Source organism: Kribbella yunnanensis (assembly GCF_039529655.1).
Taxonomy (GTDB): Bacteria; Actinomycetota; Actinomycetes; order Propionibacteriales; family Kribbellaceae; genus Kribbella; species Kribbella yunnanensis.
The window spans coordinates 1-15,586 of the sequence record NZ_BAAANF010000018.1 but is presented as its reverse complement, the minus strand read 5'-3'; the positions used below and the strand labels follow the sequence as shown (position 1 = coordinate 15,586).

Sequence of the window (15,586 nt, the reverse complement as noted above, 5' to 3'; positions counted from 1 at the left end):
GATCCACTCTTGACCCCACTCCGGGAATGCGCAATCCTGCGAGGAAAGCGCATTCCCGCCAAGAGAGTTCAGCAGAGTGAGTGAGGCCCGCATGGAGTACGAGGCACAGGTGTGGATCGACGGATGGGCCGAGGCCCCCGCGTCGGACTGGTCCCCGGTCCTGGACAAAGCAGCCGGTACGCCGTTCGCCCGCTACGGCACCGCTTCGTCGGAACAGGTCGACCGGGCTGTCCGCAGTGCCCGCCGGGCTCAGCCGGGCTGGGCCGAGGTGGACGCGAACACCAAGTGCGAAATCCTCCGGGCCTTCGCCCGTGAGCTGGAGAACCGGCGCGACGAACTGCTCACGCTGATCATCCGCGAGACCGGCGGTACGAGGGAGAAGGCCGAGGAGGAGCTTGGGCAGTCGATCAATCAGCTGCTGAACTCGGCCACCCAGCTCACCGAGAACGCCGGCGCGATCCTGCCGCCGTACAAGAACGGCAAGATATCGCTCTCTCGCGCGGTCCCGCTCGGCGTGATCGGGCTGATCGTGCCGTGGAACTACCCGATGAGTCTCGCGATGCGCGCGCTCGCACCGGGTCTCGCCTACGGCAACGCTGTGGTCCTCAAGCCGGCTGAGCTGACCCCGATCGCGGGCGGGCAGGTGCTGGCCGAAGCGGCGAAGGCGGCCGGGGTCCCGGCGGGCGTGTTCAACGTGGTCCCGGGAAACGGTCCGGAAACCGGGAGAACGCTCTCTGTGCATCCCGATCTCGATCTCATCCACTTCACCGGCTCGTTCGAGGTCGGTCAGCAGATCTCGGCGTTCGCGGGGAAGAACTTCCGGGCCGCGGCGACCGAGCTCGGTGGCGACAATGCGTTCGTCGTACTGGATGACGCGGATCTTGATCAGGCGGCGAGCTGTGCGCTGTGGTCCTCACTCTGGTACCAGGGCCAGACCTGCATCACCGCCGGCCGGCACATCGTGATGCGCTCGGTCGCCGACGAGTTCACCGCGGCCGTCGTCGAGCGGGTGGCCAAGCTGAGAGTCGGCGACCCGCTGAGAGACGGCGTCGACCTGGGCCCGATCATCACCGAGAAACAGCGGGAGCGCTTTCACGAGGGGCTCGTCGAGCCGTCGATCGCGGCCGGCGCCAAGCTCGCCACCGGCGGCACGTACGACGGCCTGTTCTACCAGCCGGCCGTGCTGACCGGAGTGACGCCGGAGATGCCGGTGTTCACCGAGGAGATCTTCGGCCCGGTGATGCCGATCACCGTCGTCGACACCGAGGCGGAGGCGCTCGACCTGGTGAACCGCCACCGCACGTTGATGAATTCCGTCTTCACCAAGGACCCGATGCGCGGCCTCGCCTTTGCCCAGCAGGTCAAGAGCAACGAGGTACACGTGAACGACGGCTATGCCCGGCACGGCGGCGAAGGCCAGCTGGCCGGCTACACCCATCGGCAATGGATCGGCATCCAGACCACCCCGACCGACTACCCGGCCTGGGCATCCAAGTGAGGAACCACATGTACGTACGTATCGGCGCCGGCCTCGTCATCGCTGCGCTGGCCCTGACCGCCTGCTCGGGTAACGACACCAAGACCACCAGCGGGCCCACGTCGACAGGCACCGAAAAGATCGAGTTGACCTACGTCAACTGGGACGGCGGGATGGACAAGGTCGTCGACGACTGGAACAAGCTGAACCCGAACATCCAGGTGAAGCTGACCAAACCGTCCGGCACCGGCTACACGCTCTACAACAAGCTGATCACCAACAACAAGGCCGGTACGAATCCCGACATCACCGAGGTCGAGTACCAGGCGTTGCCGGCGCTGATCGCGAACCAGGTCGTGGTCCCGATCGACGACTACGTGAAGGGGCTGGACACCAAGTACGACAAGGCGTCGCTGTCCCAGGTCCAGTTCGAGGGCAAGACGTACGGCGTACCGCAGAACGTCTGCCCGATGATCTTCTTCTACCGCAAGGACGTCTTCGACAAGCTCGGGCTGAAGGCGCCGGCGACCTGGGCCGAGTACGCGACCACGGCCGCCGCGATCCACAAGGCGGATCCGAAGAAGTACATCGGCAACTTCACCGCCGCCGACCCGGGCTGGTTCGCCGGGCTCGCGCAGCAGGCCGGGGCCAACTGGTGGAAGGCCGACGGCGACACCTGGACGGTGAACATCAACGACGCGGCCAGCAAGAAGGTCGCCGACTTCTGGGACGACCTGATCACCAAGGGTCTGGTCAGCCCGCAGCCGAACTGGTCGGCGCAGTGGAACACCGATATGAACAACGGCACGTTGATCGGCTGGGTCGGCGCCCAGTGGGGTCCGAACCAGTTGCCCTCGATCGCCAAGGACACCGCCGGGAAGTGGGCCGCCGCGCCGCTGCCGGCCTGGACCGCCGGTGACACCACCGTCGGCATCTGGGGTGGTGAGACCGAGGCCGTCACGGCGAACTCCAAGCACCCGGCCGAGGCGGCCAAGTTCGTCGAGTGGATGAACTCGTCCGAGGCCGGGATGGCCTCGCTGATCAAGAACGTCCAGGCGTTCCCCGCGTCCCCGGCCGGTCAGCAACTGCCCGAGCTGAAGAGCCCGCCACCGTTCATGTCGAACCAGCCGGACTACAACACGCTGATGGCGACCGCGGCCAAGGGCGTGCGCACGTTCGACATCTGGGGACCGAACGCGAACGTTACGTTCGACGCCTACTCCAACGCCTTCGGCAGCGCGTTGCAGAAGAAGACACCGCTCTCCGGCGCTCTCGACACCATGCAGGAAGCCACGGTCGCCGACATGAAGAAGCTCGGCTTCCAGGTCGCCGGCTGAGATGAGCCGTCCCACAAGACAGTACGGCGGGTCGCTGCCCGCCGTACTGGTCACCCCAGCCGTGGTTCTCCTTGCCCTGTTCACGATTGCCCCGGCGATCTATGCGATCTTCCTCAGCTTTCGCCGGCTCAAAGTCGGCCGTGGTCTGCTCGGCGGCGGTAAGCCGACCGAGGTGTGGACCGGTCTGTCGAACTACACCGCCGCTCTCACCGACCACGAGTTCTGGGCGAGTCTCGGACGAATGCTGCTGATCGGAGCCTTCGGCGTACCGATGACCGTCATCCTGGCGACCGTCTTCGCGCTCTGCCTGGATGCGAAACGCGCCCGGCTGACCGGCTTTGCCCGGCTCGCGATCTTCTTGCCGTACGCCGTTCCCGGTGTCGTCGCGAGTCTCCTGTGGGGGTTCATGTACCTGCCGGCGACCAGTCCGATCGGCGGCGGCACGTTGGACTACTTCGGCAACCGCGGCATCTTCTTCAGCGTCGCGAATGTCGCCGTCTGGGGTGTCGTCGGGTTCAACATGGTCATCCTCTACACGACCGTGCGGAGTCTGCCGCGGGAGTTGTTCGAGGCGGCCGAACTCGACGGCGCATCCGAGTTCCAGATCGCGGTCCGCGTGAAGCTCCCGTTGATGGCACCCGCCGTCGCGATGGTCGCGTTGTTCTCGGTCATCGGTGCCCTGCAACTGTTCAACGAACCGACCACCCTCAAACCGCTGGCGAACGCGATCTCGTCCACCTGGGTCCCGCTGATGCGCGCCTACACGGACGCGTTCGTCGACAACAGCATCTACGAAGGCGCAGCGACGTCGTTCCTGCTGATCCTGATGACGGTCGCGGCGACCGTGGTCGTCTCGGCGATCGGCCGCCGGATCGGGAGGACCCGATGACTCAACGAACGCGCTGGGTGCCGACGCTGATCCTGCTGATCGGAGCCTTGTACTGCGTACTGCCCGTGCTGTGGATCCTGATCGCGTCGACCAAGACGAACGATGAGCTGTTCTCGACCGCACCCTTCGTGCCGGTCTTCAATGGCGGTTTCTGGTCGAACCTGGATGCCTTGTTCAGCTACAACGACGGCATCTTCGGCCGTTGGGTAGTGAACTCGGTGATCTACGCCGTCGGCGGAGGATTGTTGTCAACGGCAATCGCCGGGGCGGCCGGGTATGCCTTGGGCAAGTACCGGTTCACCGGAAGCGTCGTACTGTTCCGGGCGATCGTGGCCGCCGTGCTGCTTCCGCAGATCCTGCTCGCGGTACCGCAGTTCCTGTTGCTGGCCAAGGTCGGGATGACCAACAACTACGCCGCGGTGTTGTTGCCGCAGCTGGTCAGCCCGTTCGCGATCTACCTCTGCAAGATCTACTCCGAGGCCTCGGTCCCGGACGAGATCATGGAGGCGGCCCGGATCGACGGCGGCAGCGAATGGCGGATCTTCCGATCGGTCGGGGCGCCCATGATGCTGCCGGCGCTGGTGACTGTGTTCCTGCTGCAGTTCATCGGGATCTGGAACAACTTCCTGCTCCCGTTCGTGATGATCAACGACGATCACCTGTACCCGCTCACCCTCGGGCTCTACGGGTTGATGATCATCACCGGCGGCCAGGCCGCGCAGTACTCGATCGTGATCGCCGGCGTACTGGTCTCGATCGTGCCGCTCGCGATCCTGTTCCTGAGCCTGCAGCGCTACTGGAAGCTCGACCTGATCAGTGGTGGCGTCAAGCTGTAGGGCGCTCGAAGTACGCCGCGGTCTCCGCGTCCGCGGGGTAGTAGGCCTCGACGGCGAGGTCGTTGAGAGTGAGGTCGAGGGGTGTGCCGAAGGTCGTGATCGTCGAGAACAGCTGCAACTCGACACCCTCGAAGCGGATGACCATCGGGATCACGACCTCGGCCTCGACCGTTTCGCCGGTATCACCGTCCGCGAGCAGCTCGGCGTACAGGGCGGTGAGCCGGGGATTCGGGGCGGCGGCCAGTTGCCGCCGTACTCGGGAGCGGAACACGTTCCGGACGTCGCCGAGGTTGGCGACCAGGGGTGCGAGCCCGCGGGGGTCGAGGCCGAGCCGGATCAGGTTCATCGGTTGCAGCAGTTCGGGCGCGACGCCGACGAGGAAGGGCTCGACGGCACGGTTCGTCAGGACGATGTCCCAGTGGCGGTCGAAGGCGATCGCCGGGTAGGGCTCGTGCGCCCGCAACACTCGATCGACCGCGGCTCGCGCCATCGACAACGCCGTACTGTCGAGAGGAGTTTCGGCGTACCGGGGTGCGAAGCCGGCCGCGAGCAGGAGTGCGTTGCGCTCTCGCAGCGGTACGTCGAGTTGTTCCGCGAGCCTCAGCACCATGTCGGCACTCGGCTGCGATTTCCCGGTCTCGACCAAGCTGACATGCCGTGGCGAGACGTCAGCGGCGATCGCGAGATCGAGTTGGCTGAGTTGCCGCCGATGCCGCCATTGCCGAAGGAGTTCGCCGACCGTTGCCATGGTCAACGAGCCTACCCATCTCGGGCCGGATGTCGATGAAATGCGATGTCATCGACAGCGACCGGACGGCGCCTCAAAACTGCTGCCATGACAACTGAGAACGAACAACTCGTGCAGCAGACAATGGCCCAACTCCTCGGCGAAGGCGGCGTCGCCGCTGTGGAACACGTGCTGAGTGAGGACTTCCGGCACTACCGCCCGGAGGGCCTGATCCGGAACAAGAGCGAGTGGCTGGCCGATATCTCCAAGTCCCTGCTCTCGCTGGAAGGGATGCAGGTCGAGATCCTGCATCTCCTGTCCGACGGCGATTACGTCGTCATCCACACCCGCCGTCGCCTGCCCGACGGCAAGCCGGGAATCGTCGTCGTCGACATCCTGAAGATCACCGACGGCCAGTTCACCGAGGCGTGGGAACTCGTCGAGCCGGTCGCCTCAGCGGAGGCACACCTGACGTGGTGGGACCTATAACGGCGGCGTGCTGGCGCGGATGACCGGATAAGCGGGCACGGTACGCCGGGTCAACACCTGATCGGTGGTGGTCGCGCGGTACACGGCCTCCTGCGCGACGGCGTTCAGAGCGACATGCACAGTCGTCAGCTTCGGTACGACGTCGCGCAGGGTGCTGATGTCGTCGAATCCGGCCACGCCGACGTCCTCCGGCACCCGCAGACCGCGCTCACGCAGTCCGGCCAACGCGCCGAGCGCCATGTCATCGGTCACCGCGAACACGAGGTCGAGCTCGGCCGCCTCCGCGTCACTGAGCCCGAGAACGAACTCGCGGGCCCCGACCCAGCTGAACCCGGGCTGATGCACCTGGACGCGAGTACCCCCGGACTCGGTCAGCCCGGCCACGAACCCCTCGACCCGCTGCTGCATCGAGAGCAGGGGAGTGGCGCTGCCGAGGACCAGGCAGTTTCGGTACCCGAGGGTGGCCAGCTCACGTGCGAGCTGCCGCGAACCCTCGTGGTTGTCGAAGTCGACGGTCTCGAACGGCAGGTCGGACCGGCTGATCAGGACGACCCGGCCACCGGTCTCCTCGTACCGCTGCAACTCGTCGATCAGCGCCTGCTCCGACGGCGGATCGACGTACCCGGTGCCAGCCAGGATGATCGCGCGTGGCTGCTGACCGCGGAGCTCGCGGATCAGGTCGAGCTCACGCTCAGCCTGCCGCTCGGTGACCGCGATCGAGACGTGCAGCCCGATCGCCTCGGCCTGTTTCATGATCTCGGCCGCCATCGCGGAGAAGTACGGGTCGGAGATCAGGCTGATCACCAGGGCGATCGTGCGCGATGTTCCGCGGGCCATTGCCTGTGCGGGCAGATTCGGCGTGTAGCCGAGCTCGCGGGCGGCGCTCAGCACGCGCTCGCGATAACTTGGAGCGACCCGGCGGGAGCTGCCGTTGAGCACCCGCGACGCGGTCGGCTGGGAGACCCCGGCGGCCCGCGCGACGTCGTCCAGCGTGACGGGACGCCTCTGCGTAGATTCCCCCGGTCCGTTCATCGTTGCAGTTTATCGATAGGGGAGACGATGCGTACGACTGAACGCCTGATCCTGCGGCCGTTTCAGGACAGCGATCTGGACGCCTGGGCCGCGCTGAACAGCGACCCCGACGTCATGCGCTTCATCGGTGGGCCACTGACCCGGGCCGAATCGGATCGCGAAGCGGCCGGGATCAACCAGACGTGGGAGAGCGAGCGCTACGGCTTCCTGGCCATCGAGCGTGCCGCCGACGGCGCGTTCGTGGGCGCCGGCGGGCTGTCGCGCGAGCAGTGGTATCCCGACACGCTCGAGGTCGGCTGGCGGTTGGCCCGCGAGTACTGGGGGCACGGCTACGCCACCGAGGCGGCCGCGCACTGGCTCGCCTACGGTTTCACCGAGCTTCAGTTGCCACGGATCAACTCCGTCACCGACACGCCGAACGAGCGCAGCATCGCCGTGATGCGCCGCCTCGGGATGACGTTCGAGCGCGTCACCGATCTTGAGTTCGACGGCGAGACCTTCAACGCCACCGTTTATTCGATGACGGCCGAGGCGTTCCGCATGATCTGATGTCGGCATGCCCAAGGTCGTCCTCGTCACCGGTATGCAGGCCGCCGGCAAGTCCACGATCGCGCCGCTGCTCGCCGCCGAGCTCGGCCCGCCCGCGGCCACCATCGACGGCGATGTCTTCTACCACGGTGTGGTCGCCGGTGCGGAGGGGATGACTCCGGATCCATCGCCGGAGGCTGTGCGCCAGCTGGAACTCCGGTACGCCGCCAGTCAGCTGATCGCTCAGCACTATGCGGACAACGGATTCGACTTCGTCTGCAGCGACATCATGCTCGGTGCGCACGTCGAGCAGTGGTTCGCGGGACTGCGGGATGTCGAGCCCTACCTGGTCGTGCTCATCCCGTCGGTCGAGTCGATCGTGGAGCGCGAGATCGGTCGCGGTGGCCAGAACTCGTACCGCGCCTGGCAGGAAGAAGGCGCGTCGCTGGCGGACGGCGTACGGGCTTTGCAGGCTGGACTGCAGGAGATTCCGCGCCGGGGTCTGTGGCTGGACACCACCGGTCAGACCCCGGAGCAGACGGTCAAGGTGATCCTCGCGGATCTGGAGCAGGCGCGCTGGTGACCGCCTAGTTGGCGGAGACCTCTTCGTCCTCGTGGGCGACCATCGGAGTGATCGGCCAGTCCTCGGGGTAGTCGGACGCGAGCTCCTCGGCCTCGTTGAAGAGGCGCTTGCGGTACTTGCGGGAGAGCCGGTCACCGAAGACCGTGCCCTGGGTGTGGTCGGTCTCGTGCTGCAGGCAGCGGGCCAGCAGGCCGGTGCCCTCGTACGAAACCGGCTCACCGTGCTCGTCGACGCCGGTCACCTTGGCGAAGTCAGGCCGGACGCACTTGGTGAACGCGCCGGGCAGCGACAGGCAGCCCTCGTCGCCCTCGTCGAGGCGCCGGTCCTTGCCCTCGGGGAGCTCGATGACCGGGTTGCAGACGACGCCTTCGACCCGGTTCCCGTCCTTGTCCGGGCAGTCGAAGATGAACAGCTGCAGGTCGACCCCGACCTGGTTGGCGGCCAGGCCGACGCCCTCGGCCGCATCCATCGTCGAGAACATGTCGGCCACCAGCGTCTGCAGCTCGGGACCGAACTCGGTCACCGGCTGGTTGAGGTGGTGCATCACCTCGGTGCCCCAGCGGGTGATCGGCCGGACGGAACCACGCTCGTACTTCGAAACCATGCGGGAAATCCTATCCGGCCGACCGCCACACCGGCGTACTGGCTACTTGCCGTTGACCTCGTCACGCCACGCGACCCAGTCGCGCAACTGGCCGAGGTCGTAGTCCGGGCCGGAGGCCGAGACGGTGAACAGCCGGGTGCCGACGTCGAGCAAGCTCTTGCCGACGGCGTCCGGCGACTTGTCGCCGACCGCGGTCGAGCGCTCGATCTCACCCGGGTCGCGGCCGATCGTCTTGCAGTGCTCATCCAGTACGGCGTGCTTGTGCGCGATCGTCTCGGCGTCGCCGAAGCCGTGCCAGATGTTGGCGTGCTGAGCGACCAGCTTGAGCGTCTTCTTCTCGCCGCCACCGCCGATCAGCACCGGGATGTCGCGAGTCGGCTTCGGGTTCAGCTTGGCCCAGCGCGCCTCGATCCGCGGCAGCGCCTCGCCCAGCGCGTTCAGCCGGCCGCCCGCCGTACCGAACTCGTAGCCGTACTCGTCGTAGTCGCGCTCGAACCAGCCCGAGCCGATGCCGAGGATGAGCCGGCCGTCGCTGATGTGGTCGACGGTGCGGGCCATATCGGCCAGCAGGTCGGCGTTGCGGTAGGAGTTACAGGTGACCAGAGCGCCGATCTCGACCCGTTCGGTCGCTTCGGCCCACGCGGCCAGCATGGTCCAGCACTCGAAGTGCAGGCCGTCCGGCTCCCCGGACAGCGGGTAGAAGTGATCCCAGTTGAAGGCGATGTCGACGCCGATCTCCTCCGCCTGGGCGACGGTACGCCGGATGTCGGCGTACTCCGCGTGCTGCGGCTGAATCTGGAAACCGATCCGGACGGGGTAGGCCGCGTACGGACGCTCGGTGGACTCGGAATCTGTCATGGTAGAGATCCTATCCGGCGTTTCGGAGGGCCCTCCGGATCGGGTCCGGGGGACGGACAGTGGGGAGGACGGCCGGGATGCCGGACGAGCACGAGATCGACGAGTTCGCACGCCTGTTCACCGGGTTCCTGGAGCGGATGCAGAACCACCGTGGGCAGGCCGGTACCCGCGCAAGCCTTCGGGACAGGCTGATGGAGCACCTGGGCGCCGAGCCGGAGCAGATCCCGGTGGTCTCGTCGAGTTTCGCGCCGTACGACCTGCCGAACGTACAGCTGGCGATCGAGGCCTGGTTCGACTCCTTCGAGCTGGTCGGCCTGGCCGGTTCGAACCGCGGCCACTACTCACTGGGCGAGGTCCTCGAGCAGGCCGTCTACGACCGCTTCGGGATCGGCGCGGTCGACTACGTGCGGGTCCCGATCGACATCGACGAGGAGATGGACTGCGTCGCGTTCGGCTTCTACCTCGGCGTCCAGGGCGACGACCGGTACGTCGCCCTGTTCCGCGCCCCGAACCCGCAGTACGGGCGATCGACCGTCGATCTCGAGGTGCTGACGGTCGGTGAAGGTGCGGGGGACCGGTTCCTGAACGCGCTGCCCGAGCTGATCCGGACGCACAACGTGTTCCGCGGCAAGGTGGTCTCGTTCGAGGGCACCGAGTTCGGTCAGGGCGTGGGACCGTTCCGGCTGCACCCGCGACCGGGGATCACGCGCGACGACGTGGTGATGCCGGACGGCGTACTGGAGCGCGTCGAGCGCGAGGTGGTCGGGATCGCCGACCACCGCGAGACGCTGCTGGCGGCCGGTCAGCACCTGCGGCGGGGCGTGCTGCTCTACGGTCCGCCGGGGACCGGCAAGACGCACACTGTGCGCTATTTGCTGTCCCGCCTGCCTTCGTTCACGGTCGTGCTGCTCGCCGGCACGAGCATCCACTTCATCGCGCAGGCCTGTGCGCTGGCCCGGATGCTGCAGCCGGCGCTCGTCGTACTGGAGGACTGCGACCTGGTCGCCGAGGCGCGCGACTACTCCCGCGGGATGGAGAACCCGCTGCTCTTCCAGGTTCTGAACGAGATGGACGGGCTCGCTCAGGATGCTGACGTGGCGTTCCTCCTCACGACCAACCGCGCCGACCTTCTCGAGCCTGCGCTCGCGCAGCGGCCCGGCCGCGTCGACATGGCGGTTGAGGTCCCGCTCCCGGACACGGACGGTCGCGCGCGACTGCTGCGCCTGTACGGTCCGGCTCTCGACCTGTCCGCTGAGATTGTCGATGAGGTGGTCGAGCGCACCGAAGGCACCACGGCTTCCTTTATGAAGGAGCTGGTACGGCGCACTGTCCTGCTGGCCGCTCAAGCCGGCGCGGCCCCAGACGCCGAGCACCTGCGGGCGGCCGTCGAGGAGCTGCTGTCGTCGCGCGACGCGCTTACCCGCCGCTTGCTAGGCGCATCCGCCTCCGATTCGTATGACGCTGGGCCGCCTGTGCCTGGCATCGCGCCAGCCGCCCATCCAGGGATCTACACCGGCGATCAGGCTTACACCTCGTCGATCCACATCGCGTACGACGACTAGGCGCCGGCCGCCTCCTGCGCCGCCATCACCGTCTCCGCGTGGCGCTCGGCCCAGTCGCCGAGCGCCTGGATCGGGACCAGCAGGTCCTCGCCGGCCGCCGTCAGCGAATACTCGACGCGCGGCGGGGCTTCGGCGTACCGGCGTCGCTCGACCAGCCCGTTGGCCTCCAGCCGCCGCAGCGTCTCGGTGAGAACCTTCTGGCTGATGCCACCGATCTGCTGGCGCAGCTCACCCGGCCGCCCGGAGCCCTTCGTGAGCGCGTACAGCACGACCATCGGCCACCGCCCGCTGAGCACCTCGACGGCAACCCGCGCCTGACAATCGGAGAAGAATCTCGGCTCCACGTCCTCCATTGTGCCCCGCTGTTACACACCGATCGGTTCCTTTTGGCCTGGCTAGCGTTCTGGGCATGCGAATCGGAATTGTCGGGAACGGCGGGATGGCGGAGGCCCTGGGGCGACACTGGGTGTCGGCCGGGCACGAGGTGATGATCGGCGGACGGGATCCGGGGCGGGCCTCGGCAACGGCCGAGCGGATCGGGGCGACATCAGGCTCGTTGCAGGAGGCAACGACATACGGCGAGGTGGTGCTGCTCGCCGTACCGGCCGAGGTGGTGGTCTCGGTGGTCACGCAGCTCTCCGTCGCGCCGGGCACAGTACTGATCGACTGCACGAATGCGCTCGACCACAGCGACTTCACCCTCGCTCAGCCCGCGGTGGCCTCGGCGATCAGTCAGGCGGTTCCGCACGCGCACGTGGTCAAGGCCTTCAACCTCGCCGCGGAAGCGGTCTGGCGAACTGCGCCCCATACCTTCGACGGCGTACCGCTCGGAGTCCCGCTGTGCACCGACGACTCCGCCGCCCTGGCTCAGGTCTCGGAGCTGGTCCGCGCCGTCGGCTGCACGCCGGTCCCAGCAGGCGGCCTGGCCCGCGCCCGCCTCCTCGAAGCAACCGCCGCCCTAGCCATCGGCATGTGGGTCACCGGCGCCGACGTACGCGCCACCTTCCCGCCTTTGGCCGCCGCCTTCGGCGACACTCATCCCACCGAGCTGAGCAGTCGGAGGGCGTCGGCTGACGCGGCGTCGACTGGGGTGTAGACCTCCAGGCGATGGCCGGGGCTGTCGGGCTGGAGCCACACCTGGTAGTCGACGTCGAGTGCGCCGACGATCGGGTGCTGCAGGTGCATCGTGCCGACGGTGCAGTCGGCGACCTCGCCTGCGGCCCAGATGGTTGCGAATTCGCTGCTGCCGATCGCCAGCTCGCCGATGAGTTCGGCCAGGTGGGCGTCGGTGGGGTAGCGGCCGGCGGTCAGGCGCAGGTAGGCCACGTGGATGCGGGCGTTCTCGGCCCAGTTGCGGTACAGGTCGCGACTGAGCGGGTCGAGGAAGTACATCCGGGGGATCGACGGACGACGCCGCGGGTCGGCGGGAGCGTCGTACGGGTGATGCCCGGCGAACAGGGCGTGGCCCATGCGGTTCCAGGCCAGGACATCGCCGCGGCGGCCGAGTACCAGGGCCGGGGTCGACTCCTGGAGGGCGGCGAGCAGCGCGAGAACCCGGGGGTGCGGCCGCTCGGGTCGGCTGCGGACCAGCCGGGTGGTGGTTGGACGCTGGGCGAGATTGTGAAGGTGGGCAGTCTCGGCGGGATCGAGTCGCAGTACCTGGGACAGGGCGTCCAGGACCTGTTTCGACGCCGTACCGGCCTGGCCCTGCTCGAGCCGCGTGTAGTAGCCGGGGCTGACACCGGCCAGATGGGCGAGCTCCTCCCGCCGCAGGCCCGGGACCCGACGCTGCCCGTACTGCGGCATGCCGACCTCGGCGGGCGTGATCCGCGCCCGCCGGGTTCGTAGGAAAGTGCCGAGCCCTTCGAGTTCCATCTCTCGATCGTAGGCGGGCGGATGCGACGGTGGGTGCACCTGTCATGGATACCCACGAGCCGGGCTGGTTGCCGGCTGCGCGGCCCGGCAGCGTTCGGGCTATGCAGACAGCGCTTGTACGACGGCCGTGGCTCGGCCTGCTGGTCATTCTCGCGCCGGTGCTGCTGGTCGCGATGGACGGCTCGGTGCTCTTCCTGGTGATGCCGGAACTGACCACGGCTTTGCGGCCGACCGCCGACGAATCCCTGTGGATCCTCGACATCTACGGCTTCGCGGTCGGCTCGCTGCTCGTTGCCTTCGGCAGCATCGGTGACCGGTACGGCCGGTTGAGACTCCTGATGATCGGTGCTGCGCTCTTCGGAATCAGCTCGGCCGCGGCGTCGTTCGCGCAGACGCCGAGGCAGCTGATCGTGCTGCGGGCGCTGATGGGTATCGCGGGCGCGACCTTGCTGCCGTCGGCGCTTGCTGTCCTGGGCGAGCTGTTCCCCGATGGACGGCTGCGGTCGCGGGCGATCGGAATCTTCGCGGCCGCGTTCGCCGGCGGGTTCGCGATTGGGCCGGTGGTGGCGGGGCAGTTGCTGGATCGCTTCTGGTGGGGCTCGGTGTTCTTGATCAATCTGCCGGTCGTGGTGGTGTTCCTGGTGCTAGCGCCGTTCCTGCTGCGGGAGGTGCGCGCGGTCCGGCGGGGGACGGTCGACGTACCGAGTGTGCTCACGTCGGCGCTCGGCCTGCTGCTGACCGTGTACGCCGTGAAGCGTCTCGCCGCGGGTGGTCTCGGCGTGACGCCGTTCGTTCTCGGTACGGCGGGGTTGCTGACGCTGTCGTGGTTCGTACGACGGCAGCGGCGGCTGGAGTATCCGCTGATCGACGTCACGCTGTTCCGCGACCGGGTGTTCAGCCTCGCGATCGTCACCGGCCTGGTGCCGTTGGCGGCCTGGTCCGCGACTGCCTACTTGGCGGGCATCCACCTCCAGTCGGTCCTCGGGTTGCCGGTCCGCCAGGCCGCCCTCCTCGCCGTACCAGGTGCCGTCGTGCTAACGGTCACCTGCGTCGTCACCCCGGCCGTGGTCGGCCGGATCGGCGTCCGCGCAGCACTTGTCGCGTGCCACGGGTTTGTCGCGGTAGGCCTGCTCCTGCTGCTCTTCCTCGACGCAGACGGTGGCATCGGCTGGTACGTCGGCTCAACCGCGATCGCCGGAATCGGCTACGGCATCTCATTCAGCGTGGTGGCCGACACCGCAGTCGCCGCGGTCCCCACCGAGCGCGGAGGCTCGGCCGCCGCAATCGCCGAGACCAGCAACGAGCTCGGCAATGCCCTCGGCATCGCACTACTCGGATCACTGGCCGCACTGGTCTACCGCCTGCAGGCTCCGGACGCCGCGAGCACCCTCACCGAGACCGTGCAGACTCCCGGCATGTCACCCGCGACAATCGCTCGCGCCGAGGCCGCCTTCGTCCTCGGCCTGCACGTCACGGTCGTCGTCATCGCCGTACTCCACGGCACCCTCGCCGTACTCTCCGCCCGCTGGATCCGAGCGTCAGCGACCCGCTGAGCGCGCGAAGAGTTCGTTGAGTTCGGATTGGGGGATCTGGTCCTTCGCGAAGGTGATCGTGCCGTGGGTGGCGAGCTCCTCGGCGCTGCGGCGGATGAAACCGAGCGCCGCCCGCGCGATGCTGCCGCCAAGGCTGATCCGCTTCACTCCGGCATCCAGCAGGTCAGGCACAGTCAGCGTCGACGAGCCGAGCCCGATGACCACGTTCACCGGACTGTCGACCTCCCGGACGATCGTCCGGATCGTGTCGAGGTCATTCACCCCAGGCACGTACAAACAGTCAGCCCCAGCCGCCCGGAACCGGTTGGCCCGCTCAATCGACTCCGCGAGCGAGGTCGGCGTCCGCAACAACTGCCCATCCGTGCGAGCCGTCAGCACGAAGTCCGCCCCAGCCGCCTCCCGAGCAGCGACAATCCGGTCAACGGCCAACTCCACGTCGTACAACTCATGGCCGTCATAGTCCTCGATATTGCCACCCGCCAACCCAGCCTCACGAGCCAACGTGATCGTCTCCGCAACCCGCTCCGGCGCCGCGCCGTACCCATCCTCAAGATCACCACTCACCGGTACGTCGACCGCCCCGGCAATCTGCTGGATCCGCTCGAACATGTCCTCCCGCGACACACCCGGCGCTCCGTCAGGCAGCGTGTGATCCCCCTTGGCCAGCGAGAACGCGATCCCCGCACTAGTCGTAGCAATCGCCGAAAACCCAGCCGCAGCAAGCAAAACCGCACTCCCCGCATCCCAAGCATTAGGCATCACAAACCCGCTTGGAGCTTCGTGGAAAGCGCGAAATCCAGTCATACCGAGATCCTGCCACCCCCCACCGACACTCCCGAATCATTTGGTGGGTGCACCCCACCAGGTAGGACGTTCCCACCCCAGAACCCGGTGGGGAACCTCCGCACACCCTGACCATCTGATGGGTTCCCCCATCGGATGGTGGGTTCTGCACCCGCATGCGATGGGGGAACCCACAACCTCATAGGTGAACCCATCAGATGGGGCGGGGTGGGGCAGGTACGGCGGAGGCGGCGGCCGAGGGTTCGAGCCGGTACGACGATGGGCACGGGTCAACCATCTGCGCTGGCCGGAAGTGGTTGAGGGGTGCTCAAGGTGCGCCGGCCGGGGCAACCTTGAGCACGGTTCGACCGTTTGGGTGGGTGCCGGATGGTCGGTGGGATGCTCCTATAGCTGTCAAGTGGTGGTTTGTGGTTGGAGTGCTTGGCGGATGTG

General features: G+C 67.3%; 17 protein-coding genes. 10 read left to right on the top strand and 7 right to left on the bottom strand.

Annotated elements, in window-relative coordinates; translation table 11 throughout:
• Positions 1 to 91 precede the first annotated feature (91 nt).
• The 4 genes from ABD231_RS27730 to ABD231_RS27715 are packed head-to-tail and all read left to right on the top strand — an operon-like array spanning position 92 to position 4,539.
• Positions 92 to 1,498 (top strand): aldehyde dehydrogenase family protein, encoded by a 1,407-nt coding sequence (locus ABD231_RS27730; protein WP_344158288.1) that lies wholly within the window; start codon positions 92 to 94, stop codon positions 1,496 to 1,498.
• Between the two features lie 8 nt (positions 1,499 to 1,506).
• Positions 1,507 to 2,814 carry an ABC transporter substrate-binding protein gene (locus tag ABD231_RS27725; protein ID WP_344158286.1) on the top strand — a complete coding sequence of 436 codons (1,308 nt, stop codon included), beginning with the start codon at positions 1,507 to 1,509 and terminating at the stop codon, positions 2,812 to 2,814.
• Between the two features lies 1 nt (position 2,815).
• The gene (locus tag ABD231_RS27720) at positions 2,816 to 3,703 is read left to right on the top strand and encodes a carbohydrate ABC transporter permease (RefSeq protein ID WP_344158284.1); all 888 of its coding nucleotides are present in this window, start codon (positions 2,816 to 2,818) and stop codon (positions 3,701 to 3,703) included.
• Positions 3,700 to 4,539, top strand: a complete 840-nt coding sequence (locus tag ABD231_RS27715) for a carbohydrate ABC transporter permease (RefSeq protein ID WP_344158282.1) — start codon at positions 3,700 to 3,702, stop codon at positions 4,537 to 4,539. The genes ABD231_RS27720 and ABD231_RS27715 overlap by 4 nt, the downstream gene beginning before the upstream one ends.
• Here the strand turns inward: ABD231_RS27715 and ABD231_RS27710 are convergent.
• On the bottom strand, positions 4,529 to 5,287 hold the full coding sequence (locus tag ABD231_RS27710) for a helix-turn-helix domain-containing protein (protein ID WP_344158280.1): 759 nt from the start codon (positions 5,285 to 5,287) through the stop codon (positions 4,529 to 4,531). The two genes, ABD231_RS27715 and ABD231_RS27710, sit on opposite strands and share 11 nt — an antisense overlap.
• 87 nt (positions 5,288 to 5,374) lie before the next feature.
• Here ABD231_RS27710 and ABD231_RS27705 point away from each other — a divergent pair, with 87 nt between their 5' ends.
• Entirely contained in the window at positions 5,375 to 5,755 is a 381-nt protein-coding gene (locus tag ABD231_RS27705; RefSeq protein WP_344158278.1) for a nuclear transport factor 2 family protein, read from the top strand.
• Here ABD231_RS27705 and ABD231_RS27700 read toward each other — a convergent pair.
• A complete protein-coding gene (locus ABD231_RS27700; protein ID WP_344158276.1) occupies positions 5,750 to 6,787 on the bottom strand; it encodes a LacI family DNA-binding transcriptional regulator in 1,038 nt (345 codons plus the stop codon). The two genes, ABD231_RS27705 and ABD231_RS27700, sit on opposite strands and share 6 nt — an antisense overlap.
• A gap of 27 nt (positions 6,788 to 6,814) precedes the next feature.
• Between ABD231_RS27700 and ABD231_RS27695 the strand changes: the two genes are divergently transcribed.
• Positions 6,815 to 7,336, top strand: a complete 522-nt coding sequence (locus ABD231_RS27695; RefSeq protein WP_344158274.1) for a GNAT family N-acetyltransferase — start codon at positions 6,815 to 6,817, stop codon at positions 7,334 to 7,336.
• Between the two features lie 7 nt (positions 7,337 to 7,343).
• The gene (locus ABD231_RS27690) at positions 7,344 to 7,898 is read left to right on the top strand and encodes a phosphotransferase-like protein (protein WP_344158272.1); all 555 of its coding nucleotides are present in this window, start codon (positions 7,344 to 7,346) and stop codon (positions 7,896 to 7,898) included.
• A gap of 4 nt (positions 7,899 to 7,902) precedes the next feature.
• On the opposite strand, the gene def is transcribed toward ABD231_RS27690, so the two are convergent.
• Both def and ABD231_RS27680 read right to left on the bottom strand, forming a co-directional pair.
• Positions 7,903 to 8,502 carry a peptide deformylase gene (def, locus tag ABD231_RS27685; protein WP_344158270.1) on the bottom strand — a complete coding sequence of 200 codons (600 nt, stop codon included), beginning with the start codon at positions 8,500 to 8,502 and terminating at the stop codon, positions 7,903 to 7,905.
• Positions 8,503 to 8,544: 42 nt separating this feature from the next.
• Complete coding sequence (locus ABD231_RS27680; RefSeq protein ID WP_344158268.1) at positions 8,545 to 9,360, bottom strand: LLM class F420-dependent oxidoreductase; 816 nt, start codon at positions 9,358 to 9,360, stop codon at positions 8,545 to 8,547.
• A 77-nt stretch (positions 9,361 to 9,437) separates the two neighbouring features.
• Here ABD231_RS27680 and ABD231_RS27675 point away from each other — a divergent pair, with 77 nt between their 5' ends.
• Positions 9,438 to 10,922: an AAA family ATPase gene (locus ABD231_RS27675; RefSeq protein ID WP_344158266.1), complete on the top strand. Its 1,485-nt coding sequence runs from the start codon at positions 9,438 to 9,440 to the stop codon at positions 10,920 to 10,922.
• Here the strand turns inward: ABD231_RS27675 and ABD231_RS27670 are convergent.
• A complete protein-coding gene (locus ABD231_RS27670) occupies positions 10,919 to 11,266 on the bottom strand; it encodes a winged helix-turn-helix transcriptional regulator (protein WP_344158264.1) in 348 nt (115 codons plus the stop codon). The genes ABD231_RS27675 and ABD231_RS27670 overlap by 4 nt on opposite strands.
• 65 nt (positions 11,267 to 11,331) lie before the next feature.
• On the opposite strand from ABD231_RS27670, the gene ABD231_RS27665 reads away from it, so the two are divergent.
• Positions 11,332 to 12,018: an NADPH-dependent F420 reductase gene (locus ABD231_RS27665; protein ID WP_344158261.1), complete on the top strand. Its 687-nt coding sequence runs from the start codon at positions 11,332 to 11,334 to the stop codon at positions 12,016 to 12,018.
• On the opposite strand, the gene ABD231_RS27660 is transcribed toward ABD231_RS27665, so the two are convergent.
• On the bottom strand, positions 11,958 to 12,797 hold the full coding sequence (locus ABD231_RS27660) for a helix-turn-helix transcriptional regulator (RefSeq protein ID WP_344158258.1): 840 nt from the start codon (positions 12,795 to 12,797) through the stop codon (positions 11,958 to 11,960). The two genes, ABD231_RS27665 and ABD231_RS27660, sit on opposite strands and share 61 nt — an antisense overlap.
• A 101-nt stretch (positions 12,798 to 12,898) precedes the next feature.
• Here ABD231_RS27660 and ABD231_RS27655 point away from each other — a divergent pair, with 101 nt between their 5' ends.
• Positions 12,899 to 14,350 (top strand): MFS transporter, encoded by a 1,452-nt coding sequence (locus ABD231_RS27655; protein ID WP_344158255.1) that lies wholly within the window; start codon positions 12,899 to 12,901, stop codon positions 14,348 to 14,350.
• Here ABD231_RS27655 and ABD231_RS27650 read toward each other — a convergent pair.
• Positions 14,336 to 15,154, bottom strand: a complete 819-nt coding sequence (locus ABD231_RS27650) for an isocitrate lyase/PEP mutase family protein (RefSeq protein WP_344158250.1) — start codon at positions 15,152 to 15,154, stop codon at positions 14,336 to 14,338. The genes ABD231_RS27655 and ABD231_RS27650 overlap by 15 nt on opposite strands.
• Positions 15,155 to 15,586 lie beyond the last annotated feature (432 nt).